The organism is Scandinavium sp. (assembly GCF_032012665.1).
In the GTDB taxonomy this organism is placed as follows: Bacteria; Pseudomonadota; Gammaproteobacteria; order Enterobacterales; family Enterobacteriaceae; genus Scandinavium.
On the sequence record NZ_DALZVG010000030.1, the window covers coordinates 26,851 to 51,163 of the forward strand.

25 protein-coding genes and 1 pseudogene are annotated in these 24,313 nt (G+C 49.5%); 18 read left to right on the top strand and 8 right to left on the bottom strand.

From position 1 onward, the window contains the following. Nucleotides 1–186: 186 nt before the first annotated feature. Nucleotides 187–594, top strand: coding sequence for a flagellar export chaperone FliS (gene fliS / locus RTU33_RS19060; RefSeq protein ID WP_312629438.1), 408 nt, complete (start codon nucleotides 187–189; stop codon nucleotides 592–594). Further along, the gene (gene fliT / locus RTU33_RS19065) at nucleotides 587–925 is read left to right on the top strand and encodes a flagellar protein FliT (RefSeq protein WP_312629440.1); all 339 of its coding nucleotides are present in this window, start codon (nucleotides 587–589) and stop codon (nucleotides 923–925) included. Before fliS ends, fliT begins: the two co-directional genes overlap by 8 nt. Before the next feature lie 387 nt (nucleotides 926–1,312). Here the strand turns inward: fliT and RTU33_RS19070 are convergent, their stop codons facing one another. From RTU33_RS19070 to fliE, 8 genes are all read right to left on the bottom strand, one after another. After that, nucleotides 1,313–1,723 (bottom strand): flagellar protein FlhE, encoded by a 411-nt coding sequence (locus RTU33_RS19070; protein ID WP_312629442.1) that lies wholly within the window; start codon nucleotides 1,721–1,723, stop codon nucleotides 1,313–1,315. Continuing rightward, nucleotides 1,720–3,819, bottom strand: coding sequence for a flagellar biosynthesis protein FlhA (gene flhA / locus RTU33_RS19075; RefSeq protein ID WP_312629444.1), 2,100 nt, complete (start codon nucleotides 3,817–3,819; stop codon nucleotides 1,720–1,722). The genes RTU33_RS19070 and flhA overlap by 4 nt, the downstream gene beginning before the upstream one ends. Then, the gene (gene flhB, locus RTU33_RS19080) at nucleotides 3,819–4,970 is read right to left on the bottom strand and encodes a flagellar biosynthesis protein FlhB (RefSeq protein WP_312629446.1); all 1,152 of its coding nucleotides are present in this window, start codon (nucleotides 4,968–4,970) and stop codon (nucleotides 3,819–3,821) included. The genes flhA and flhB overlap by 1 nt, the downstream gene beginning before the upstream one ends. Before the next feature lie 99 nt (nucleotides 4,971–5,069). Beyond that, nucleotides 5,070–5,717 (bottom strand): protein phosphatase CheZ, encoded by a 648-nt coding sequence (gene cheZ / locus RTU33_RS19085; RefSeq protein WP_312629448.1) that lies wholly within the window; start codon nucleotides 5,715–5,717, stop codon nucleotides 5,070–5,072. Between the two features lie 5 nt (nucleotides 5,718–5,722). Continuing rightward, nucleotides 5,723–6,112 (bottom strand): chemotaxis response regulator CheY, encoded by a 390-nt coding sequence (cheY, locus tag RTU33_RS19090; RefSeq protein WP_312629450.1) that lies wholly within the window; start codon nucleotides 6,110–6,112, stop codon nucleotides 5,723–5,725. A gap of 67 nt (nucleotides 6,113–6,179) precedes the next feature. Then, nucleotides 6,180–7,226, bottom strand: a complete 1,047-nt coding sequence (locus RTU33_RS19095; protein WP_312629485.1) for a chemotaxis response regulator protein-glutamate methylesterase — start codon at nucleotides 7,224–7,226, stop codon at nucleotides 6,180–6,182. Then, nucleotides 7,226–8,044, bottom strand: coding sequence for a CheR family methyltransferase (locus RTU33_RS19100; protein ID WP_312629451.1), 819 nt, complete (start codon nucleotides 8,042–8,044; stop codon nucleotides 7,226–7,228). The genes RTU33_RS19095 and RTU33_RS19100 overlap by 1 nt, the downstream gene beginning before the upstream one ends. Nucleotides 8,045–8,244: 200 nt before the next feature. Beyond that, nucleotides 8,245–8,580: a flagellar hook-basal body complex protein FliE gene (fliE, locus tag RTU33_RS19105; protein WP_312629452.1), complete on the bottom strand. Its 336-nt coding sequence runs from the start codon at nucleotides 8,578–8,580 to the stop codon at nucleotides 8,245–8,247. Nucleotides 8,581–8,859: 279 nt separating this feature from the next. Here fliE and fliF point away from each other — a divergent pair, with 279 nt between their 5' ends. The 16 genes and pseudogenes from fliF to RTU33_RS19185 all read left to right on the top strand — a co-directional run. Beyond that, entirely contained in the window at nucleotides 8,860–10,566 is a 1,707-nt protein-coding gene (gene fliF / locus RTU33_RS19110; RefSeq protein ID WP_312629455.1) for a flagellar basal-body MS-ring/collar protein FliF, read from the top strand. Nucleotides 10,567–10,568: 2 nt separating this feature from the next. Further along, on the top strand, nucleotides 10,569–11,555 hold the full coding sequence (gene fliG / locus RTU33_RS19115) for a flagellar motor switch protein FliG (protein WP_312629457.1): 987 nt from the start codon (nucleotides 10,569–10,571) through the stop codon (nucleotides 11,553–11,555). Further along, nucleotides 11,542–12,258, top strand: a complete 717-nt coding sequence (locus RTU33_RS19120; protein ID WP_312629459.1) for a flagellar assembly protein FliH — start codon at nucleotides 11,542–11,544, stop codon at nucleotides 12,256–12,258. The genes fliG and RTU33_RS19120 overlap by 14 nt, the downstream gene beginning before the upstream one ends. Continuing rightward, complete coding sequence (gene fliI, locus RTU33_RS19125) at nucleotides 12,255–13,625, top strand: flagellar protein export ATPase FliI (protein ID WP_312629462.1); 1,371 nt, start codon at nucleotides 12,255–12,257, stop codon at nucleotides 13,623–13,625. The genes RTU33_RS19120 and fliI overlap by 4 nt, the downstream gene beginning before the upstream one ends. A gap of 41 nt (nucleotides 13,626–13,666) precedes the next feature. Next, a complete protein-coding gene (fliJ, locus tag RTU33_RS19130; RefSeq protein WP_312629464.1) occupies nucleotides 13,667–14,116 on the top strand; it encodes a flagellar export protein FliJ in 450 nt (149 codons plus the stop codon). Then, on the top strand, nucleotides 14,113–15,390 hold the full coding sequence (locus tag RTU33_RS19135; RefSeq protein ID WP_312629465.1) for a flagellar hook-length control protein FliK: 1,278 nt from the start codon (nucleotides 14,113–14,115) through the stop codon (nucleotides 15,388–15,390). Before fliJ ends, RTU33_RS19135 begins: the two co-directional genes overlap by 4 nt. 147 nt (nucleotides 15,391–15,537) lie before the next feature. Then, a complete protein-coding gene (fliL, locus tag RTU33_RS19140; RefSeq protein ID WP_312629466.1) occupies nucleotides 15,538–16,050 on the top strand; it encodes a flagellar basal body-associated protein FliL in 513 nt (170 codons plus the stop codon). Between the two features lie 5 nt (nucleotides 16,051–16,055). After that, entirely contained in the window at nucleotides 16,056–17,069 is a 1,014-nt protein-coding gene (gene fliM, locus RTU33_RS19145; protein WP_312629467.1) for a flagellar motor switch protein FliM, read from the top strand. Continuing rightward, nucleotides 17,062–17,451: a flagellar motor switch protein FliN gene (fliN, locus tag RTU33_RS19150; RefSeq protein WP_312629468.1), complete on the top strand. Its 390-nt coding sequence runs from the start codon at nucleotides 17,062–17,064 to the stop codon at nucleotides 17,449–17,451. Before fliM ends, fliN begins: the two co-directional genes overlap by 8 nt. After that, complete coding sequence (gene fliO / locus RTU33_RS19155; RefSeq protein WP_312629469.1) at nucleotides 17,451–17,855, top strand: flagellar biosynthetic protein FliO; 405 nt, start codon at nucleotides 17,451–17,453, stop codon at nucleotides 17,853–17,855. Before fliN ends, fliO begins: the two co-directional genes overlap by 1 nt. A 59-nt stretch (nucleotides 17,856–17,914) precedes the next feature. Next, entirely contained in the window at nucleotides 17,915–18,622 is a 708-nt protein-coding gene (fliP, locus tag RTU33_RS19160) for a flagellar type III secretion system pore protein FliP (protein WP_312629486.1), read from the top strand. A 12-nt stretch (nucleotides 18,623–18,634) separates the two neighbouring features. Continuing rightward, complete coding sequence (gene fliQ / locus RTU33_RS19165) at nucleotides 18,635–18,904, top strand: flagellar biosynthesis protein FliQ (RefSeq protein WP_312629470.1); 270 nt, start codon at nucleotides 18,635–18,637, stop codon at nucleotides 18,902–18,904. Between the two features lie 2 nt (nucleotides 18,905–18,906). Then, nucleotides 18,907–19,695 (top strand): flagellar biosynthetic protein FliR, encoded by a 789-nt coding sequence (gene fliR / locus RTU33_RS19170; RefSeq protein ID WP_312629472.1) that lies wholly within the window; start codon nucleotides 18,907–18,909, stop codon nucleotides 19,693–19,695. A 257-nt stretch (nucleotides 19,696–19,952) separates the two neighbouring features. Continuing rightward, a complete protein-coding gene (locus RTU33_RS19175) occupies nucleotides 19,953–21,632 on the top strand; it encodes a methyl-accepting chemotaxis protein (RefSeq protein WP_312629473.1) in 1,680 nt (559 codons plus the stop codon). Nucleotides 21,633–22,545: 913 nt separating this feature from the next. After that, nucleotides 22,546–23,535: a hypothetical protein gene (locus RTU33_RS19180; protein WP_312629474.1), complete on the top strand. Its 990-nt coding sequence runs from the start codon at nucleotides 22,546–22,548 to the stop codon at nucleotides 23,533–23,535. Between the two features lie 160 nt (nucleotides 23,536–23,695). Continuing rightward, nucleotides 23,696–23,897 (top strand): annotated as a pseudogene (locus RTU33_RS19185) (transposase); the annotation flags it as partial. Nucleotides 23,898–24,313: the final 416 nt, after the last annotated feature.

Genomic DNA, 24,313 nt, shown 5'->3' on the forward strand with positions numbered 1-24,313 from the left:
GTAACCCGGTGGGGATTTTCCTCGCCTGATTATGAGCAGAGAAGGGAGTGCTTCTTCTCTGTTCGCAGGAATGCTATTTAGCAATAAAAATTTGGTTGGTGAGAACCAGACCTTTCTTTTATACGGGAGGGTTGTCATCGGTCTCGCGGGAGGTTTTTCCCGTCATCTCTTTATAATGGAGCCAATGTGTACTCGAAACAGGGAACTAAGGCATACGCCAGCGTTGACCTTGAAAGCCAGCTGGCAGGGGCGACGCCCCATCAGCTTATTACGATGCTTTATGACGGTGCGATAAACGCGGTGCTGCGGGCAAAAATCTACTTTGAAAGTGGTAATATAGCCAGACGCGGCGAGATGATTTCCCGGGCTATCAACATCATTGATAATGGGCTACGCAGCGCTTTGGATCATGAAAAAGGGCAGGAGATTGCACTCGATCTTGAGCGGCTTTATGAGTACATGTCCCGAACGTTGCTTCAAGCAAATATTCGTAATGACCCTTCGTCACTGATTCAGGTTAGCGAAATATTAACGAACCTTGCCACCACATGGAAAGATATTGAACCTAAGAAAAAGCAGGCAAACTATGGCTAATGTGTTACCCCTGGAGTATGAGAAAGTTTATCAGTTGAATGAAAACCTGCTTACTTTGGCAAAAGAGAGTAAATGGGATGAGTTTATTGAATTAGCGGAAATGTATGTAACGGCCGTTTCTGACGTACTGGCAAAACAACCTGCGGATATGATGGAAAAGGAGAAGGAGAACTTTGCATCTCTGCTCCAATGTCTTGTGAATAATGAAGTGGAAATCAAAAAAACGCTCCAGAAGCGTCTTGATTTTCTGAAAAAAGATATGTCTTCACTGCATATCGGGAAAAAATGCAGCGAGGCCTACACCCGGCAGTACATCGCCGCCTTCCATTAATGACGCAGAGGCTATTTTACCCATGTAAACATAGCCTTTGACTCTTCTCCTCGCTTTCCTTCCCTCTTCTCCCCAATGATTATCCTGCCCGGTACGGGCGGACTGCCTGCGTTGGCAGTATATAGCCTTTGGCAACTTGTACGTAATCTGCGCCAATACTTAATGAGTAACGGTTCGTTCTCTTTAATTGTTAGTCTTATCCCTTATTGGCTGAATGGCGTGTTGAAACAGGCGATAAATATTCCTGCGCCTGACGTTTTATTGGGGGAGATGGTGAAGGGGATTTGGGTATTGAACGTTGCGTAGGGCAGAATTATTATCCGGCATAAGTGAACCTTCTGTTATTGCATAATAAAAGTCCAGAGATTCAGTCTGGACTTTTTTATGTCACTCAAACTTATAGGTAATTGATAGCTCGTTTTTTACTACCGTCATTGGGTTGGAGAGCCGTCCCGGCGTACCTACATAGTAGACGAAGTAAAAAGGGCCGCGGGCCAGAAAGGTGTTATGTACCTCGAGCCGCCCGGACAAAGACGAGAGGGGCAGGCAGCGCTGCTGGCTGCACAGTTTGATTTTCAATCCTGCGGGCTGCGGGCGGAGCAAGGTTATCTGCCAGGCTATCCGGTGAATGCGCCCGTGGGGTGGTAGATTGGGCTGTAAAGGGCGGCTGACCAGCTCCTGTTTGCCCATGTGCAATGTGCCGCCCACAGAATAACCGTTCCAGCCGCCACCGCTGGCAGCGCAGGCCAGCAGTGGGGAGAGCAGAAGCGATATTGCGGTTAATTTTGGCAGTATCACTCTTTCGCTCCGATTATAAAGGCCATACGTACCATGCGATTACTGGTTATCTCCTGGTTTGCCAGTACTGTCAGTTGTGGATATACCCGGCGCAGGAAGCGCGAGAGCATAAAGCGCAACGGTTGGTTCACCAGCAGTACCAACGGTGCGCCAACGGCGCTTTGCTGCATGATCGCTTTTTCGGTGTGCTGCAAAATCGTATTGGCAATGCCTGGCTCAATGGCGCTGCCGCTCTGAGTGGCCTGAATCAGCAGCCTTTCGAGATTGAGATCCAGGCCAATAGCTTCAATGTCACCGTTGCCCGGGAACCACTGCTGAGTAATGGCGCGGCCCAGGCGAATACGTACCAGGGCGGTCAATTCGTCCGGATCGCTCTGGGTGCTGATGCATTCTGCAAGCGCATCGACGATCGTACGCATATCGCGAATCGAGATCCGTTCGGCCAGCAGGTTTTGCAGCACCTTATGGAAGATATTGAGTGAGATGGTTTCCGGGATCAGGTCTTCAACCAGCTTCGGCATCTCTTTGGTCAGGCGCTCCAGCAGCAGCTGGGTTTCCTGACGGCCAAACAGCTCGTCGGTGTGCATGGCTATCAGGTGGTTTAAGTGGGTTGCGATTACAGAACTTGGATCGACCACGGTGTAGCCCAGGATCTGCGCGTTCTCACGCAACACTTCATCAATCCACACCGCCGGAAGACCAAAGGCCGGATCTGTCGTTGGTGTGCCGGCAAGTTTACCTTCGGCACAGCCAGGATCGATTGCCATCCAGCGTTCTGGCTGAACTTCACTGCGGCCAATCTCAACGCCTTTAAGTAAAATACGGTATTCCGTTGGGGCAAGATCGAGGTTGTCGCGGATATGGATCGCTGGAGGCAGAAACCCCATCTCCTGGGCGAATTTCTTACGTATGCCACGAATTCGGGTCAGCAACTGACCGTTCTGATCGTTGTCTACCATTGGGATGAGACGGTAGCCCACTTCCAGGCCTAGTACGTCTTCATGCTGTACATCGGCCCAGGAAGCTTCCGTGACCGCAGATGCTTGATCTTCTGCCTGATCCAGCGTTTTTTTATCACGCTTAGCGGCGTCTGTAGGGGCGTTAATCTGGCGACCACGGACCCACCAGGCCAGCGTCAGCAGACCAGCGGTAAACAGCAGGAAGACGAAGTTCGGCATACCAGGGATCATCCCCAGCAGGCCGATGACCCCTGCGGAGAGCATCATGACGCTTGGGTTCTTGAACAGCTGGCCCATCATCTGCTCACCCACGTCCTGCTCGGTAGCAACGCGAGTAACAATAACACCAGCGGCGGTCGAGATGATAAGTGCTGGGATCTGCGCAACCAGGCCATCACCGATGGTTAGCAGGGTGTAGGTTTCACCCGCTTCGGCAAAGCTCATGTCGTGCTGGATAATACCGATGATAAGCCCGCCGATAACGTTGATCACCATGATCAGAATACCGGCGATGGCATCACCGCGCACAAACTTACTCGCACCATCCATAGAGCCGTAGAAGTCAGATTCCTGGGTCACTTCTGAGCGGCGTTTTTTCGCTTCCTCTTCACCAATGATCCCGGCGTTCAGATCGGCATCGATAGCCATCTGCTTACCTGGCATCCCATCCAGTACGAAGCGCGCGCCCACTTCGGCGATACGTCCGGCACCTTTGGTAATTACCATGAAGTTGATGATGATGAGGATGGTAAAGACCACGATACCGATAGCGAAGTTACCGCCGACCAGGAAGTGGCCGAAGGCATCGATAACCTGACCCGCAGCGGCTTCCCCGTTGTGTCCGTGCATCAGAATGATACGCGTAGAGGCGACGTTTAACGCGAGGCGTAACAGGGTGGAGAAGAGCAGCACGGTCGGAAAAGCTGAGAACTCCAGGGTGTTCTGGGTAAACATCGCAACCAGTAAGATCATCAAAGACAGGACGATATTAAAGGTGAACAGCAGATCCAGAATAAAAGCGGGTAGGGGCAGGATCATCATGGCCAGAATGGTCATGATCAGCACGGGCCCGGCCATTATCTGCCACTGGGTCTGTTTCAGGTTGGGTAGATGTAGTTTGGTGGCTAAGTTTGCCATCACGTTTGACTCTCTTGTACTTGTTCAAAATCCAGCGCCGCAGGCACCGGCAGATTTTTAGGCTTTTTAGGTAACACACCCTGGCCTTTGCGCCAGTTCCTCAGGCCGTGTACCCATGCGAGAACTTCAGCGACGGCTTCGTAGAGTGCCGAAGGGATTTCGTCGCCAATTTCGCAGTGACGATAGAGCGCTCGAGCAAGCGGCGGTGCTTCAAGCATCGGAATTTTATGCTTCGCTGCTTCTTCACGAATGCGCAATGCCACTTCACCAGCGCCTTTCGCGAGCATGATGGGCGCACCTTTGCTGCCTTCCTTGTAGCTAAGTGCGACCGAATAATGCGTCGGGTTATTAACGATAACGTCCGCATCAGGAATGTCGGACATCATGCGGTTACGTGCTGCTGCACGCTGTAGCTGCTTAATGCGCCCCTTCACGTGCGGGTCGCCTTCATGAGATTTGTGCTCGTCGCGGATCTCCTGACGGCTCATGCGCAGCTTTTTAAGGTTGCTCATTATCTGGTAGACAACGTCGTAGCCCACCAGTGGGATCAGCGCTACAACTACAACGAGTAAGCATCTGGAGATAAGCCCGGTGCTGTTTTCCAGCGCGCTGGGGAGTGGCTCATAAACCAGCTGAATCATATGGGCTTTGTTGCCGATGAGATACAGGGAGCTGGCTGCGCCAACCAGAACGACTTTCAGGAGTCCTTTAAGCAGTTCGGATACGACCTGCATAGAAAACATGCGCTTTAGACCCGAAAGCGGATTCAAACGCTTTAAGTCAACTTTTAATGCCTTGCCGCTCAGATTTATCCCGCCGAGTATGGCTGGCGAGGCAATCCCGGTAAAAAAGAGCCCAAGCAGGATAGGCAGCACAGAAAACATCGCCATGCTGAGAAGCTTACAGGCCCGACTTAGCGTCACATTGAGGTCCGACACCAGCAGACTGTCAAACGTCAAACCGTCATGCAGCAGAAGCATAAGACGGGAGGCAACATGATGACCGCCAACCAGCATCAATAACCAGCCAATCAGCAGCATCAGGATAGAGGTAAGCTCTTTTGAGCGAGGAATCTGCCCCTCTTCACGGGCTTTTTGCCTTCGGTGGGGTGTGGGGTCCTCTGTTTTTTCTACATCACTTTCTTCAGACATGGTTTTTGCTAAACAAACTACGGTAATGGCGGACTAACACGGCTAAAGAAGGTTCAGAAACCCCGGCGCTACGTGATAAAGCAATAATGGACTGCAAAGTTAAAAACCAAGCGACTCAAGCAAATCGTCAACCTGATCCTGGGAGGCGACTACCCCTGTGACATTCGGGTTAATCTGCGGGCCATTTTTCAGGGTAGGGGCATTTTCTTCCCGAACTTGCAGTACCATTTCAGGCATATTTTCCAGCAGCACTTGTACCAGTTCGCGCTCAACGGTTTCGATAAGCTGCATCATGTTCTGGATAACCTGGCCGGTGAGATCCTGGAAGTCCTGCGCCATCATGATTTGCATCAGCTGGCTGTTGGTTTTGCTGGCGATGTCTGGCGTGTCGCTTAAGAACTGGCGAGTATCATCGACGAGTTTCCGGGCGTCAGTCAGCTCAACCGGATGCTCAAACCAGTCATCCCAGCGGCTTTTCAGCCCGTTAGCCTGGGTGCTCAGTTCATCTTGCAGTGGGCGGGCGATTTCTACGCAAGTGAGAGCGCATTCCGCCGCCTGCGAGGTTTTTCCGACAACGTAATTCAGGCGATCGCGGGTATCCGGGATGACTTCTGCGACGTCCATAATGGCGCGATCCAGTCCCAAATTGGCGATGCTGTCACGCAGCAAACGTGTAAGATGACCAACTCGTGAAAAGATATCTTCCTTGTTGTTATCGTCTAAAGGTCGGTTCTCCGCTGTATTCATATCGCTTACCACCCAAGCTTTTCGAATATTTTAGTGAGCTTCTCTTCAAGAATCGCTGCAGTAAATGGCTTCACAACGTACCCATTAGCACCGGCCTGTGCGGCGGCGATAATGTTCTCTTTTTTCGCCTCTGCGGTGACCATCAGTACCGGGGTGCTTTTTAGCGCATCGTCTTTGCGGATTTCATTTAAGAGTTGGAGGCCATCGAGGTTTGGCATGTTCCAGTCACTGATCACGAAGTCAAACTTGTCGCTGCGCAGCTTGTTTAACGCATCCTGACCGTCTTCGGCCTCTTCTACATTTTTGTAGCCCAGATCCTGAAGCAGGTTACGCACGATGCGGCGCATGGTGGCGAAGTCGTCGACAACTAAGAAGCGTAAATTTTTATCTGCCATATCAATCAATATCCTGTGAAGAAAGAAGCGCTCATCTCAAGGGAACGCTGAGTGTTGTAAAAATGCATTAAATTCGGCGAGCTTGACCCACAACGCTGTTGAGCATCCTCTGGCTGATGTCGACCAGATCGACAACCTCCGTTTTGGGATTGAGCGCAATAGCTTCACGAGGCATGCCAAAGACCACACAGCTCTTCTCGCTTTGGGCGAGCGTATGGGCACCGGCGTTATGCATATCTAAAAGCCCCTGCGCACCGTCGTTCCCCATTCCGGTTAAAATTACGCCCACGGCATTTTTACCGGCGGATTTGGCAACGGACTTAAAGAGTACGTCAACCGATGGACGATGGCGGTTGACCGGTAGCGCATCATTAATTTTGACGTGGTAGTTTGCACCGCTGCGGGTTAGTTCCATGTGTCGGTCACCCGGTGCGATGTAGGCGTGTCCCGGCAGGACGCGATCGCCATCCTCAGCCTCTTTCACCGAAATCTGGCATAGCCCGTTAAGGCGCATCGCAAATGAATGGGTAAAGCCCGGCGGCATGTGCTGAGTGATGACGATACCTGGGCAGGTTACCGGAATGGGTACAAGCACCTGACGCAGTGCTTCGGTCCCGCCGGTAGATGAACCAATTGCGATAATCTTCTCACTGCTAACCAGAGGGCTGGTAAGGGTCTTGATCGCCGGGGAATTATGCTTAAGACGCTGAATACTCGCCTTTGAGGCGGTACGAATCTTATCGGCAATCAGCTCGGCATATTGCAGCATGCCCTCTTTTAGTCCCATTTGTGGTTTGGTGACGAAGTCCACAGCACCTAACTCCAGCGCATTCAATGTTATCTCTGAACCTTTGTCGGTCAGCGATGAGATCATGATGACTGGCATCGGGCGCAGACGCATCAGACGCTCAAGAAAATCCAGACCGTCCATGCGTGGCATTTCCACATCAAGCGTCAGCACATCTGGATTAAAGCGTTTAACCAGATCCCTTGCTATCAGAGGGTCAGGCGCGGTTGCCACCATTTCCATATCGGGCTGACTATTCACGATATCAGTAATGAGGCTGCGTATTAGAGCTGAATCATCAACGCACAGGACTTTTATCTTACTCATCATTTCTCCTGGGTCAGGTAATAAACCGACTGACCACGCAGCCTAAAAGCACCACGCGTATTACCAAAATGTTCAGAATGACCGGCAAACAAAATGCCGCCCGGCTTCAACATTTTTGCAAAGCGTTGTAACAACCGCTCCTGGGTTTGCTGATCGAAATAGATCATTACGTTGCGACAAAAAATGGCGTCAAAAGGCGCTGGAATATCCCAGTTGCTGTCCAATAAATTGAGCCGTTGATAGTGAATCGTCGACAGCAACTCTTTTCTGGCTTTTACAAATTCACTTTGGGCACCGGTACCACGCAGAAAAAAATTCTGCTTTTGGAGCTGCGTCAGGCTGGACAAATCGGACAGCCGATAAATCCCGCTGCTGGCCTTTTGTAAGACCTCTGTGTCAATATCTGTTGCCCATACTCGCGGACCTGCGTGCGTGCGTCCGAGCGTTTCCTCAAGCGTCATGGCGATGGAGCAAGGCTCTTCCCCGGTCGAGGCGGCGGCACACCATACGCTATAATTTGCCGGTCTGCTTTTTGCGTGTTCTGCCAGTATCGGAAAGTGGTACGATTCCCGAAAGAATGAAGTCAGATTGGTGGTCAGTGAATTAATAAACCCCTGCCACTCTGCGCTATTGGGGTCTGCCTCAAGGCTATTTATATAGTCAGTAAAACTGGTCAACTGCAGTTTGCGCAAACGACGGGATAGGCGGTTATAGACCATATCCCGTTTTTGTTGGTTAACAACAATTCCTGCTCGTTGATAAATTAACTCGCCAATCCTCTGCAAGTCTTTATCACTTAATGCTTCCTGAATTCGCATGTTTTTTGTTCGATATAGTGTTGCTACTACTGCTATTGCTACAGAAACAGTCCATGTTACGTACCACTGTGATTATCACTGGCGTGTCAGAACATTGCTGTGATTAACAAGAATGAGTGCCGCATGATTAAAATGTGAGCGTTGCGGTGAATAGAGTAATATAATTGACGTAATTAGAAGTCGGGACAATAAGCTGATAATTACACTGGCATACTCATGATTTCCTGATATGCATTGACTAGCTTATTGCGCGCCTGAACACCGAAATTGATTGCCAGAGATGATTTCTGCATGTCAATCATTACGTCATTCAGTCCAACTTTTGTTGAGCCCATCATATAATCCTGAGCCTGATTCTTTGCCTGTGTTTGCATCGTGCTAATAGTGTTAAGGCTATTAAACAATATGTCAGAGAATTGTTGCTTTCTCTCGGCGCCGGCGTTACCAGATGTGAACGGTGTTCTCTGCGACGTAGCAACCTGCTGGACCTGGAAATTAATCTGGTCCAGAACACCATTTATTGATTGTATCGACACAACTCTCTCCTGTCAGTCAGCTTAATAAAATCAAGCAGACGTTCCTGCCTTTCTTTAATAACGAAAGATTAACATGCAGGGTGTCAACTAACATAATCCGAAAAGCTGTCAGAAGTTTGAGCTTATTGGTGCTTCGAAAAAATCTAATTAGCAGATAATACGCCGCTGGAATTTTGTCTGTTTGCGTGTTTAGCGTCTTGCTTTGATATCCGAACTGGCAGTGTTGATCCGCGACGTTGCGTCTATTCACGTTATCTAATTTCTTACAGGACTTATGGCATGAATGCCACAACAAACGATATCAAAAAAAATAGTACGGTTAATATGATGGCAGTGCTAGAACGCCTGCGTTCCAGTCCTAAATTAGTCTTGGCTTTTGCTGTTGCGGCGGCATTATCGCTTCTCATCGGGTTACTGTTCTGGGCTAAGACACCTGACTATCGGGTACTTTATAGCAATATTAGCGATCAGGATGGCGGAGCTATTGTTACTCAGCTATCCCAGATGAATATCCCGTACAAATTTACTGAACACGGCGGCGCAATCACCGTACCCGCAGATAAAGTCTATGAAGCCCGTCTGAAACTTGCCCAGCTTGGTCTGCCAAAAGGTGGCGAAGTTGGTTTTGAGTTGCTCGATCAGGAAAAATTCGGCATTAGCCAGTTTAGCGAGCAGGTTAATTTCCAACGAGCGTTAGAAGGTGAGCTTGCGCGCACCATTGAAACGCTCGGCCCGGTTCGCGGCGTGCGTGTACATTTGGCTATTCCTAAACCTTCCATGTTTGTTCGCGAACAGAAAGCCGCTTCGGCCTCGGTCACGGTTAACCTGAGCAATGGCCGCACTCTGGACTCAGGTCAGGTCAGCGCCATTAGCTACCTGATTGCCAGTGCGGTGCCGGGTCTGAACGCCGACAACGTGACGATTGTTGATCAGAGCGGGCGCCTGCTGACACAAAAGGGGGCGCAGGCGGTACAAACTTCCCAACTGAAATTTACCAACGATCTGGAAGCGGACTATCAGCAGCGTATTCAGGCCATTCTGATGCCGCTGGTAGGGCGCAGCAATGTGAAGGCACAGGTCACCGCACAGCTTGATTTCACGCTGCATGAGCAGACTGACGAGCAGTTCCAGCCGAATACCGATGTTAACAAAATGGCTATTCGCAGCCGACAGAACAGCAATTCTCAGCAGGGAGGCCGCAACGCAATTGGCGGTGTACCGGGAGCACTTAGCAATACCCCTCCTACGCCAGCGACTGCACCTATTACTCAGACTGCGGGCACGAACAATGCGCAGGGGAACGCTCAGGGGAACACTCAGGGGCAAAACGGTGCAGCGAAGGGCAATAATGCTCAGACTGCGCCGACAAGTATCCCTTACAACAGCCGCCTGGACGATACAACCAACTACGAACTCAATCGCACGCTGACCCATACCAAGCGCAATATGGGTGATGTTGAACGTCTGTCGGTGGCGGTCGTAGTGAACTATGTACCCGATAAAGAGGGCAAGCTTGTTGCGCTGTCTAAAGAACAGATGGAACAGATTACCGCGCTGGTGAAAGAGGCGGTTGGCTACTCTGCGACACGTGGCGATACGGTTAACGTGGTTAACTCACCCTTTAGTCTTGCTGATGAAGAAGTGGCTCCGCCGTTCTGGAAGCAGCAGGAGTTCTTCAACCTTCTGATGTCTATTGCTCGCTATCTGGCGATTGCGATCATCGCGTGGATACTGTGGCGCAAAGCGGTACAGCCAGCCTGGACTCGCCATCAGGAATCGCTGTTGGCACGTCTTGAGCTAGAAAAAGAGGCCCGCCAGGCCCAGCAGGATGCGCATAAACGTAAAGCTGAAAGCAGCGAAAGAGCGAAGGCTGAGCAGCGTGTGGAAGTTGAACTCAATACGCAGAGGCTGCGTGGAATGGCCGAGCAGGAACCACGCGTTATTGCTCTGGTTATCCGCCAGTGGATCAATAAGGAAGCAAAATAACCATGAATGCTTTTGATAAAAGCGCGATTGTGATGTTAACCCTCGGTGATGGTCTGGCCGCCGAGGTGTTCAAACATCTCAATACGCATGAAGTAAAACAGATTAGTAGCTCCATGGTTAACATGGGCGGATTTACCCATGAAGATTTACACTCGGTGCTGGCTGATTTCCAGCGTGATTCCAGCGAGTTTGCCGTACTGAGTGTTAACACCAACGATTACCTGCGCAGCGCGCTGGTGAAAGCACTGGGTGAAGAACGTGCCTCCAGCCTGCTTGAGGATCTGCTGGATTCGCAGAACGGTGCAAACGGCATCGAAACGCTGAACTTTATGGATCCACAGACGGTATTCGATCTGATTCGCGACGAGCATCCTCAGATCATCGCGACCATCCTGGTTCACCTTAAGCGTAATCAGGCTGCCGATATCCTCAGCAAGTTTGATGATCGTGAACGTAACGACATCATGCTGCGTATTGCCACCTTTGGCGGTGTACAGCCTGCGGCGTTGCAGGAGCTGACTGAAGTGCTGAACGGCCTGCTGAGCGGACAGAACCTCAAACGTAGCAAGATGGGTGGTGTTCGTCCTGCTGCAGAAATTCTGAACCTGATGAAGAGTCAGCAGGAAGATGCCGCTATCGAAGCGGTACGCGAATACGATCAGGAACTGGCTCAGAAGATCATTGACGAAATGTTCCTGTTTGAAAACCTGGTTGACATCGAAGATCGTAGCATTCAGCGCATTCTGCAGGAGATCGAAAACGAATCGCTCATCATTGCGCTCAAAGGGGCCGAGCAGCCGCTGCGTGACAAGTTCTTCCGCAATATGTCGCGCCGTCAGGCGGATATCATGGTGGAGGATCTGGCTTCTCGTGGTCCAGTGCGTATGTCTCAGGTTGAGGCCGAGCAGAAGAATATTCTGCTGATTGTACGTCGTCTGTCTGAGGCCGGTGAAGTGGTTCTGGGAGGAAGCGACGATGCCTACATCTGATCGTAACCACTCAGGCGGCTGGCAGAGCTGGCAGCCGCAAAACCTGCTCGAAGAGTTTGTACCCGGCGAGCAGGAGATCATTGAATCCCTGCCGGTCGATTTGCAGTCTGATGAGAAAATCCAGATGGAAATTGCCCGGCTGTACAGCCAGGCCGAGCAAAAAGGCATGGCGCAGGGCATGGCACGAGGCCTTGAAGAGGGCAAGAAGCAAGGCTATGAGGATGGTTTTCTGCACGGGCAGCAGGAGGGGGCAGAAAAAGGCCGTCTTGAGGCCCTGAGCGAACAGCAAGCGGCGACGGCACGTTTCGCCAGCTGGTGCGATGAATTTAAAATCACGCTCGATAACCTCGACAGCGTTATTCCCGCGCGTCTGGTGCAGATTGCGCTCATGGCCACCCGCTCGATGCTGGGCAAGAACGTGGTCAGCGACAACTCGGTGCTGATGGAGAAGATCCAGTTCCTGTTGCAAAAAGATACGCTGTTTAAGGGCAAAGCCCAGCTGTGGATCCATCCAAACGACCTTGAAATGGTGCAGGACAAAATTGGCGCGTCTCTGGCCTCTCTGGGCTGGGAGCTACATACCAATAACGACATTCTTCCGGGGGGCTGCCGCCTGACCTCTGAAGAGGGCGAATATGACGCCACTATTACGACCGGTTGGCAGGAGCTGTGTCAGCTTGCCCGCGAGGATCTGATCGCATGACAATGCGTTTGAAAAAGTGGCTGGATGCAATCGGTCGTAAAGAGAAACAGATGGCAGCCCTGCCTGCTTATCGTCAGTACGGCAGGCTCACTCGTGCGACGGGCCTGGTGATGGAGGCCGTGGGGCTGAAGCTCCCTATTGGTACACTCTGTATCGTTGAGCGTCAGTCCAGTCACGGACTTGATCGGGTTGAGAGCGAGGTCGTGGGTTTTAACGGGCAGTGTCTGTACCTGATGCCGCTTGAGAACGTGGACGGTATTTTACCCGGCGCACGCGTTTATGCGCCGGAAGGCATTGGCGACGGCGTTATTAAAGGCAAGCAGCTTCCTCTTGGGCCTGAACTACTGGGACGCGTGCTGGATGCCAGTGCTCGTCCGTTGGATGGCCTGCCACCTCCGGCCTGCGAACATCATGCACCTCTGTTTACACCAACCGTTAACCCGCTGCTGCGTGACCCGATTAAAAACGTGCTCGACGTGGGCGTGAGAGCCATTAACGGTCTGCTTACCGTTGGACGTGGTCAGCGTATGGGGCTGTTTGCTGGTTCCGGTGTGGGCAAGAGTGTATTACTTGGCATGATGGCACGCTTCACCAAAGCTGATGTGATTGTGGTTGGTCTTATCGGTGAGCGTGGACGTGAAGTAAAAGACTTTATCGAGAATATCCTCGGTGAGGACGGACGTAAGCGTTCGGTCGTCATTGCTGCTCCTGCAGACGTCTCTCCGATTTTGCGTATGCAGGGCGCGGTTTACGCCACCCGTATTGCTGAAGATTTCCGCGATCGTGGTCTGGACGTGCTGCTCATTATGGATTCCCTGACCCGTTATGCGATGGCCCAGCGTGAAATTGCGTTGGCCATCGGCGAGCCACCAGCAACCAAAGGTTATCCGCCTTCGGTATTTGCTAAACTCCCGGCACTCGTGGAGCGCGCGGGTAATGGCGTAAAAGGTGGAGGGTCTATTACCGCGTTTTACACCGTACTCACCGAAGGGGACGATCAGCAGGATCCGATTGCAGACTCCGCGCGAGCCATTCTTGATGGGCACGTTGTGCTTTCTCGCCGTCTGGCGGAATCCGGACATTATCCAGCTATTGATATTGAAGCTTCAATCAGTCGTGCCATGACCGAACTGATTAATCCGGAACACTATAAAAAAGTTCAAAATTTCAAACAGCTACTTTCAGCTTATCAGCGCAATCGTGACCTGATTAGCGTGGGGGCCTATGCCGCCGGTAGCGATAGGATGCTGGATAATGCCATCCGCCTCTATCCAGGAATGGAGGCATTTTTACAGCAGGGGATCCATGAAAGCAGTCGTTATGAAGAGGCCTGCGATGCGCTAACGAAGCTCATCTCCGAGGCTTGACGAGACTGATGACCTACTTAACGTTACAGGAACACTGAATAATGGCGATGACCAGTCCGATGGATTTCTTGCGCGAGATGGCCGAGAAGACGTTGAGCGATACCACCGTTGAACTTGGTAAAGTGCAGCAGAATTACACTCGTGCAACTACCCAGCTTACTCAGTTGGAGGGCTTTAAGCTTGAGTATCAGCAGCAGCTCCACGCGACGGTTTCCGGTGAGGGGATTTCTATGGCTGAGCTGTTAAACCGGCAGTCTTTTATTGACTCGCTGGGGAAGGTGGTTAAGCAGCATTCCGGGCACGTCGCCAAATGTAAGGATATGGTTGATCAGACACTTCAGGCCTGGCGCCGGGACAAGCAGCGCCTTAATGCGTTTGAAACACTAAAAAGTCGCAGTGATGCGGTCAGAATGATGAAAGAAAATCGCCAGGAACAGAAGGCGATGGATGAATTCGCACAGCGTGCGTGTATGGGAAAAGAAAGTTTATGATCGCCAAGATATTACCCGTCGTTAATGCCGCCTCTGCCTCTCCGTCTTCAAAACCTGCCGCGCAAACGTCGGATGAACCGGACTTCCTGGCAACCCTTGAGGAAAAGACTCAGCCAAAAGGGAAAGATACCTCGAACATGGCTGCGACGGAAAATCCGGAGCAGAGCTTGCCACTTGCAAATGGCGGTAAGCTACCGGGCAAAAAAGAGGAGAGCGCGGATGCTGAAGCTGACGTCGCCGTTTTACCTCTGCTTGATATTACGCTTGCGGAGCTTGTTGCACCGCCGGTGGACGTGGAGACAGGGGTCTCCCCTGAGCCTGTAGATGGTGAGATAAAACAGCATCAGCTCCAGCAGCTCGTCACGAATATTCAAGCACTGCCAGCCGCGACAGAGCCGGTTCAGGCGCAACCTCTTACCGTCGCTACACCGGGGCTGGCCGATGTGGCACAGAAAGGCTTGCAGGCGGCAGAATCTCAGGCTGCTCTGCCTGATGTTGACGTGCATGTTGCCAGCGAAGCACCGATGCGCAGCCTGATGGCGCAGGTATCGGTGGAAGATCGCATGGTTCCTAAGCGTTTTGCAGAAGTCGTGCATGAAGCTCAGGAAAACGGTGATGACGCAACAAGTACGTTACAGAACAGTAAAGAACCGCTGGGTAAGGAGATCCTGCCTGCAGTGCTGAAAACGCAGGAGCAGGGGGGGACACAGCCGCTCCAGAATACAGATAACCGTTTCGGCGTTATGGCAAACGGCGCACTGCATTCTCTTACCAGCGCAAATACCCAGGCGGCTGCCCGTGCTCCGGAGCTGTCACAGACTCCAGGCACAATGATAAACCAGACGGTAGGAACGCCAGCCTGGCAGCAGGCTCTCAGCCATCAGCTCTCTTATTTTACCCGCAACGGCGTCCATAACGCTGAGCTGCGCCTTCACCCTGAAGAGCTGGGTTCCCTGCAGATTAATTTACGTCTGAATAGCGATAAAGCCCAGCTGCACTTTGTGACGGAGAACCACCAGGTGCGCGCCGCACTTGAAGCTGCGATGCCACATTTGCGCACCTCGCTTGCGGAGTCAGGCATTGAGCTGGGACAGAGCAGTGTGGGGTCTGAATCCCCTGCCTGGCAGGAGGCATTTGAGTCTGAGCACTCTTCAGGACAGCAGCACAGTGAAGAGGGCAACGGTAACGGAAATGGCAGGATCGCGGACGAAGAGAGTGAACCACTTGTAGTGATGCAGCGGACTTATTCTAACGGAATAAATACATTTATTTAATAATTACATTCATAGAGGGAATTGGGGACAACAATTCTGGTTTTTTAGTGAATTGTTCCCGGCTCCGGGTGTAATAGAATGTGCTGCTCATCCGGGTAGCCATTCTCTATTTATCTGGACTATTTCAGAACAAGGTTTTTCAAGAAAATGACGAAAAAGAACCAGAAGGCTGCGGCCGGTGGTAAAAAAAACTCGCTGCTTGTGATATTACTGATGTTTGTCGCAATCGCTGCCTGCGGACTTGCCAGCTATACTTTTTATGAAATGAAAAGTTTGCAGAGCAATGTTGCGGGAAATAAACAGAATGATAACAATAATAACCGTAAGTCAGCCGACAACGAAACGCCGCTCTACGTTCCAATGGAGACATTTACCGTTAGTCTGCAGCCAGACGGCGACGATCAGGATCGCGTTATCTACATTGGATTAACGCTGCGCGTCAAAGACGAACACTCTAAAACGCTTGCGGAAAAATATTTACCAGAAGTTCGCAGCCGTATTTTTATATTGTTAGCGCATCAGGCAGCAAAAGAGCTGTCTACGGAAGTGGGTAAAAAACAGCTTATTGATAAAATAAAAGAAGTTATTAGTAAACCTGTTGCATCTCACCAAAGTATATATGTCAACGATGTTTTATTTAATGCCTTTATTCTACGGTAATGTCTATGTCTGACAGTATCCTATCTCAGGATGAAATTGACCGTCTGTTAAATGGCGGCAGCAGCGCTGAAAGTGAAGAGCCAGCAGGCGGTACGGCGTTAGAAAGCGAGATTAAACCTTACGATCCCACCACCCAGCGTCGTGTTGTTCGTGAGCGTTTACATTCACTGGAAATTATTAATGAACGCTTTGCTCGCCAGTTTCGTATAGGGCTGTTTAATTTACTGCGTCGTAGCCCGGATATTACTGCCGGGAATATTAAGATTCAGCCCTATCATGAGTTTGCTCGAAACCTGCCGGTGCCGACCAACTTAAACCTGGTGCATATGAATCCGCTGCGCGGGACGGCGCTGTTTGTCTTCTCGCCAAATCTGGTGTTTATGGCGGTAGATAATCTGTTTGGTGGGGATGGTCGTTTCCCAACGAAGGCCGATGGCCGGGAGTTTACCCCAACCGAACAGCGCGTCATTAAGCGTATGCTGACGATGGCACTTGAAGCTTACGATTCAGCGTGGAGCTCGATCTTTAAGCTGAAGACAGAATATGTACGTGCCGAGATTCAGGTTAAGTTTACCAATATCACCTCTTCGCCAAACGATATTGTGGTGACGACACCTTTTTACGTTGAAATTGGTGCTCATCGTGGCGAATTCGATATTTGTATTCCTTTCAGCATTATTGAGCCACTGCGCGAGCTACTTACTAGCCCGCCGCTGGAAAACTCTAAGCAGGAAGATCAGCAGTGGCGCAGTACGCTCTCTTCACAGCTCAGAGAGACTGGACTTGAGCTGGTGGCTAGTTTTGCTGATATCCCTGCGCGCCTGTCGAAAGTAATGAAAATGAAGGTCGGTGATGTGATACCGATTGATAAACAAGAGACTATTGAAGCCCGGGTGGACGGTGTACCTGTTCTGTCGGGTAAATATGGTTGTGTGAATAATCAATATGCTCTGAAAGTTGAGAGCATGATGAGCCCCGCTTTATTAGCGTTAAAAAAGGAGTCGTTCCCCAATGAGTGATACCACACCAAATTCTGGTGATGATAAGCAGGCTATAGACGATCTTTGGGGTGAAGCGATGAGTGAACAGCAATCCGTAGGTGGTCTTTCTGCGAAAGAGGCTCTTGCTGCCAGCTTCTCTGAAGATATGGAGCTTATACTTGATATCCCGGTCAAAATGACTGTGGAATTAGGTCGTACCAAAATGACAATCAAGGAGCTGCTGCGCTTAAGCCAGGGCTCGGTTGTGACCTTAGAAGGGCTTGCCGGTGAGCCGCTGGATATTCTGATCAATGGTTATTTGATTGCTCAGGGCGAAGTGGTCGTCGTGTCCGATAAGTTTGGTATTCGTATTACCGATATTATTACGCCTTCCGAGCGTATGCACCGCCTGAGCCGCTAATGAAAGGTCAGACACAGGCCCATACGGCCACGCCTTATCTCGATCCGGCGACGCCGGGATCTCTATTGGCAAACCTTGGCGGCGGGCTGGTTGCTTTGCTGGTGATTGCTGCTTGTTTTGTCTGGGCCGTTCGGCGCTTTAAAGGCGTAAACCGGAGGCTGCACTCAGCCTCCGGACTGTCTGTTATCTCCAGCCACTCTTTGGGCCAGCGCGAGCGCCTGGTCGTCGTGGATATGCAGGATAAGCGGCTGCTGCTTGGGGTGACAGGCCAACAGATTAATTGTGTTGCCACTTTTGACAGACCTGAGCAGGAAGAGAAAAACGCTCCATTTTCCGGTGGCACAGATTTCCAGGCCACGCTAAAGAAGCTGTTAACTAAACGCGAGGCAGGACCAGCAGAATGACCCTGTTATCTTCACGCAATGTCTCTTTTATCCTCCCGGTAGGTCTGTTGGCGCTACTGATGTTTTTTTTGCCCGCTCACAATGCATTTGCGGCAAACGGCGACATCATACTGGCTCACTCAACGAACGGTGGTGAGGGGTGGTCGCTGCCAGTTCAGACGCTGGTTCTGCTGACCTCAATCACCTTCCTGCCGATTATCCTGCTGATGATGACCGGTTTTACCCGCATCATCATCGTGCTGGGGCTGTTGCGCAATGCGCTGGGGACGCCGTCTACTCCGCCGAACCAGGTTCTGTTGGGGCTTGCGCTGTTTCTGACGTTTTTTGTGATGTCACCCGTTTTTAGCCAGATTTATGATGAGTCCTGGCAGCCATTATCCGAAAATAAAATTTCGATGGAGGCGGCCCTGGATAAGGGGATGCAGCCGCTGCGCACCTTTATGCTTGGGCAAACACGGGAATCCGATTTGGCGCTATATGCACGTCTGGCGAAAGTGGATAATTTCCAAAGCCAGGCAGATGTCCCACTGCGGGTGCTGATGCCTGCTTTTATTACCAGCGAGCTGAAAACTGGGTTTCAGATTGGTTTCACTATCTTTATCCCTTTTTTGATTATCGATCTGGTCGTGGCAAGTGTGCTGATGGCGCTCGGGATGATGATGGTGCCGCCTGCCACTATATCTCTACCCTTTAAGCTGATGTTGTTTGTGTTAGTTGATGGTTGGCAGTTGTTAATGGGCTCCCTTGCCCAAAGTTTTTTTAGTTAAGTGGAAGAAAAAATGACACCAGAAAGCGTCATGGCTTTAGGGTTCCAGGCGATAAAAGTGGGATTAACTATCGCCGCCCCTTTGCTGTTGACTGCACTGTTGACTGGTTTGATCGTCAGTATCCTACAGGCTTCAACGCAAATTAACGAAATGACCCTTTCCTTTATCCCGAAAATCCTGGCCATTGTTGCAGTAGGGATTGCATTAGGGCCCTGGATGCTGAACCTCTTTCTTGACTATACGCGCTCGCTGTTCAATAGCCTGCCGTATATTATTGGATAGCTATGTTCTCCGTCTCGGTCGCTGATCTCTACCCTCTAATCAATCAGGGGCTTTGGCCCCTATTTCGGATCCTTGCGTTATTTAGTACAGCCCCTTTCTTTAGCGAAGCTGGCATTAGCAAAAAGGTGAAAGTGGGTCTTGCCGTATTGATTACTGCTCTGGTTGCGCCGCTGTTGCCGGATGCCGGCGTGCGAATATTTTCGCTTCAAGGCCTCATGGTGGCAGTTCAGCAGCTGCTGATTGGTGTGCTGATGGGGCTTACCGTGCAGTTTATCTTTGTGGCGGTAAAGCATGCCGGTGAGATTATCGGCATGCAAATGGGACTCTCCTTTGCGACCTTCTATGATCCTTCCAGCGGCGGTAACATGCCGGTGGTGGCAAGGCTCTTAAACTTGTTAGTGATGCTGCTCTTTCTCACGTTCAATGGACATTTGTGGATGTTGAATATTCTTGTGAAAAGCTTCACTTTGCTGCCGATTGGCGATACCTCGCTAAATGAGGAAGGTTTCTTCTTTTTTGTGAAATCCGCCGGTATTATCTTCAGTAACGGGATCCTGCTTGGCCTACCCGTAATAACTCTTCTGCTGTGTATCAATTTGACGCTTGGGCTGCTTAATCGCCTTACACCGCAGCTATCTATTTTTGTGATTGGCTTCCCGCTAACATTGACCGTAGGTATGGGAGCACTTGCTCTTATTATGTACACGCTGGCGCCTTTCTTCGAAAATATGATGGCCTCTATTTTTGAACAGCTTGCCCAACTTCTTATGGCGTTGGGAGGGGTAAATTAATCCTTAATCCATTTAGCATTCGTTTTGCGCTATTTTACGGCTTTTTGTGCTCATTATTCTCAAGATTGTTTTGTGTGAAATAAATTGCACTTAGATCCTCAATAGGTAATATGTTCATAAGAACATTCCTAGGTTTGGTGTGTTTTTAAAATGTACATTTTAGATGCGCGATGCGCAAAGAAGGGTGCCTGTAATTGGTGACATTTACGGGATTGCTCTCCTTTTGCAAGGTGTTTTGTTATTGACAGAGATCTAATATGAAAAAATTAAAAATATCGACGCTTATAAAGGCGATATTGATTACTCTATGTTTAATGATAGTATTGATATCAACCTTTGCTATAAAATCGATAAATACTGTATCTGTTTCCTTTAGCGATGCGCAGAACTTAACGGATAATATGCGCTATCTGGGGAATCTAAGCAACTCCCTAACTCAGGTTCGTGGCGATATCAACTATGTCTATAATGACCCAACAGTAAGTCGCGAACTTTATGAGGAGAAAGTTAAGTCTATCAAGACTAACCTTGGACGAGCTCAAGATTATTTACGGCGGTTTGAGGGACAACATTCCTTTGATAATGAGGAAGCGCAAGTACTTTCTACCGATGTTGTTCAGAAGTTTAAAGCCTTAGTTGAGAATTATACTGCGAATATGCAGTCTCTGGCAGCCTATAATAATCACGGCTTTGATAATGGTACACGTGAGGTTGCATTTGAACATTCTATTGATAAGTATATGGACTTTGTTGTCTCCTCTCAGAAAAAAATGAGTCAGGCATTCAATGATGATACTCATATCTTCCTGATAAATGCTGTTGTCTTGCTGATTATCGCTATTGCCATCTCTTTATTCTCCTATTGGCTTATTAAAAAGAATGTTTTCGATAGATTGAAAATTGCTTCACTGGCGTTGGAGAAAATTGGTGAAGGGGACCTGTGTCACGAATTTGAGATGGGGGCTGCTAATGAAATTGGGGCCCTGCTTGGGTCCTTGAAGGGGATGCAGTCATCTATCACAAAAATTATCTCGGCGGTACGAGAGTCCTCAGAGCAAATTACTGTGAACGCCAATGAGATTGATAGCAGTAATCACGATCTGGCATCGCGAACTGAAGAGCAGGCGAGTGCGCTGCAAGAGACTGCGGCCAGCATGGAGGAGATTAAAACTACCGTCTCTAATAACGCCGAAAATGCCCGGCAGGCAAATGGTCTTTCTCACCAGGCCCGTACAGCGGCGGATAATGGCTCTATTGTCATGAGCCGCGTTGTGAGTACCATGGATAAGATCTCGCAAAGTGCACGGAAAATCTCCGAAATTAACAGCGTGATTGATGGTATTGCGAATCAGACCAATATTCTTGCGCTGAACGCGGCTGTAGAGGCTGCCAGGGCAGGAGAACAAGGCCGTGGTTTCTCGGTGGTGGCAACAGAAGTGCGAAATCTTGCCAAGCGCAGCGCAGATGCAGCCAAAGAGATTAGCCATCTGATCAATGAGTCAGTGAAAAATGTCGATGATGGCGCTCGATTGATTGCCGATGCTGGTAAAAGCATGGACGAGATCGTGGCGTCGGTGACCCACGTAAGCGACATTATGCAGGAGATTAGTCAGGCGTCTGAAGAGCAGAGCACGGGTGTAAGCCAGGTTGCGACGGCTATCAACGAGATGGATCTGGCAACGCAGCAGAATGCCGCGATGGTTGAAGAATCGGCGGCGATTACTGAGAGCATGAGCGTTAATGCAAAACATCTGTTTGATACGGTTTCTGTCTTTACTATTGAAGATAGAAAATTTGCACCCTCCAGCCGGGGAGCGGTAATCCGGAAAAGTACACAGCCTCAGCCCAATAAAGTGAAGGTGGTTGAGAACGTGGCGAAGGTGGCAACATCGAAGAAAAGCGTGAATATGATGGAAGAGGAATGGACTGAGTTCTAAATCTGCTAAACGCAGTTGCCAGTCAAAAAAGCCGAAGCTGAGTATCTTGCTTCGGCTTTTTTATTGGTGAAGTGTGTAGTAAATGTTGGGACATTTTGGACGGTAGTATTAGCTTGCTGATCTGGCAAAGTAAAACATAAGCATTCTATTGAGTTCGATAACGCAACTAACTCAAAAAACACAATCTCGAATGCCATCTGGTTGCGCGTTTTCTGTCCCCCTTTTTGAACTGAGTGCGGAGTTTATCAAATTCAGGTTGTGGGGCATACCATAACCATAATGGAAATTAATAAAATCTTATTAACTATTCCCAAAAATATATTTCAGCTATAGGCTATTAAATATACCAGTTGGTTAATAGCAGTGGCTGCACGATTTTAAATATAACTTAATAAGCATGCTTAAAGTAGAGTTTTTTATATTTGACCGTGTGATTTAGCTGGCTCACATTGCCGATAGGGCGTCAAGGATCCTCCAAGTATTTAAATTTATTCGTGCGGAAAGTGTTTTTATCAAAATTAGAATAGGCATTTCTGACGATCGTAACAGGCTTTGTACGGGTAAGGGATGTTGCCACTTTCTCTACGCTCTTTACGTTGACCATCGTCGAAACCTCCGGGATCGCCATCTACCACTGGCTGCTCTACGGGCACGTACATCCCGTGTTGTGTTCAATGCCTGGTGGTGTACGCGGGAATTCAATAGCGAGGATTTGTAGTGAAATCGCTATAAATATATAATTTCTGTTATCAATTTTCATGCATTGACGATTCAAATTACATATGTAATATAATAAACTAACAGAAGTATCTGAGAACTTAAAATGATATGTCATTACTTACCTTCTGAACATATTGCATTAAGATAATTATTTCGCCAAAATAGCCGCCGCCTTGGCTAAAGAACATACAAAATGCTACTTCGTCTGATGAAAATTATGATTGTATTTATGGTGTTATACGGCTCCAGTGCTTGGGCTGTTAATTGCCAGCGCGCGGCTACGCCGGTCGAAAACACCATTTGCAACAACGACAATCTGCACTGGCTCGACAGTACGTTGACAATAATCTACCGCTCGATGCTGGTGAAGGGTGACTCGAATGCCGTCCACAAACAGTATACTGACTGGGAGAAGTCGCTTAATAGCTGCACTTCAGATACTTGTATCGAACGTGCTTATTACGAAGGAATTAGCCTGCTGTCCGATGTGGCACCAGAGTTTAACTGGGAAGGCAAGTGGTGGAACATGAGTGCGCCGAATATGAGCGGCGGCACACTTCAGCTTAGCCACAGTGCGGAGTGGTCAGTGAATACTGACATTCGCGTATGGGCTGGGCGTAACCATGATGAATATACAGCGGAAGCCCGCAAAATCTACGGCATGGCTCTGGTGGAGAACATCATTGATACCAGTAACTGCAAGGTGCTGTTAATCCCACGTCGCAGCGGTGTGCTTCAGGTCTATACCAATGCCGAATGGGGATGTCGCCTGTCGATGCCGGGCGGCGGCTTTATCGATGGTAAATACATGCTCAGTGAGAAAGATCCGCGGCAGAAATCCACGCTGCTGACGATGGGCATCCTGCGCGATGAAGCGATGGATAAACGCTTTCATGACCTGGTCGGCGATGATTATGAGAAGTTTGTGGATACGGCGAACGTCTACATCTACCAGGATGACCTTGATAATATTGGTGCTACCGTGGTGGGAATGTGGGTACGCGGTGCCGCAAATATCCAGAATGCAGTAATTATGTACACCAAAAACGATATCTGGGCTGCGCGTATCGACAGCGACAAAGAGGGCAAACCTCAGTTGCACTACTTTAGCACTCAGGGTAACGAATTACGCACCATGCCGCGCACATTCCAGAGCTGGCGGTTACGGTTTTTTGATAAGTAGTTGTTGAAACTAGCGCCCCTGAATAGGGGCGTTTTGCTGTCAGACTTAGCTCACCTCCTGTGGAGAATGCGATCGTTCATGTCGGGCTTTTTACGTAGACCGCCCATGCTAAATCTAAATACTGCCCCGGTTTGTTATCCGCAGACCAGAAGTAAATTGGATAAGCAGAGATGAATGTGGTTTCCACGCATTCTGTCGCTTTCTGTATCATCTTGTATGAAAACCCCGATGTACGGATACAAAATCCTCAAAGGCAACCTAGGTGAAGAGTTTTAGAGCAGTATATCTACGATAGAACTAAGGCATGCACAGCAGTTGAGCTAAATGTGCAAAGGGATCACATACATCTGGTTGTCAGGACGATCTATTTTTATTCCACGGTATCCCGGCTTGATGAACCCGTTATCCAGGCGCTGACTGAAGAGACGGAATGTGAGCCACGATACGATTTTAAGAAGCTGTTGCTAAGTGGGAAGGGCAACGCATGAAATCATAAGCGTATTCACCAGAATTACTGCTTGCTGATAGTGAATTTTCGCTGCAAAGGGGAAGCTACGCCTACCTTGTGACGCTGAATGATGCGTGTAATTATTGCTTGTCAACAGATTTTTGTGCTGATGTGCTGATGTGCAGTAGATACTTTCAGACCTTTAATAACGTGAAAAACTCTGATGTACGGAATAAACTTCAGGTTAAACATCCCAGTCACGCGACTATTTTTTGAGAGGATAAACAAAAATAGACCCACTTTGCCCGACTACAATTGGCTTTCTGTCTA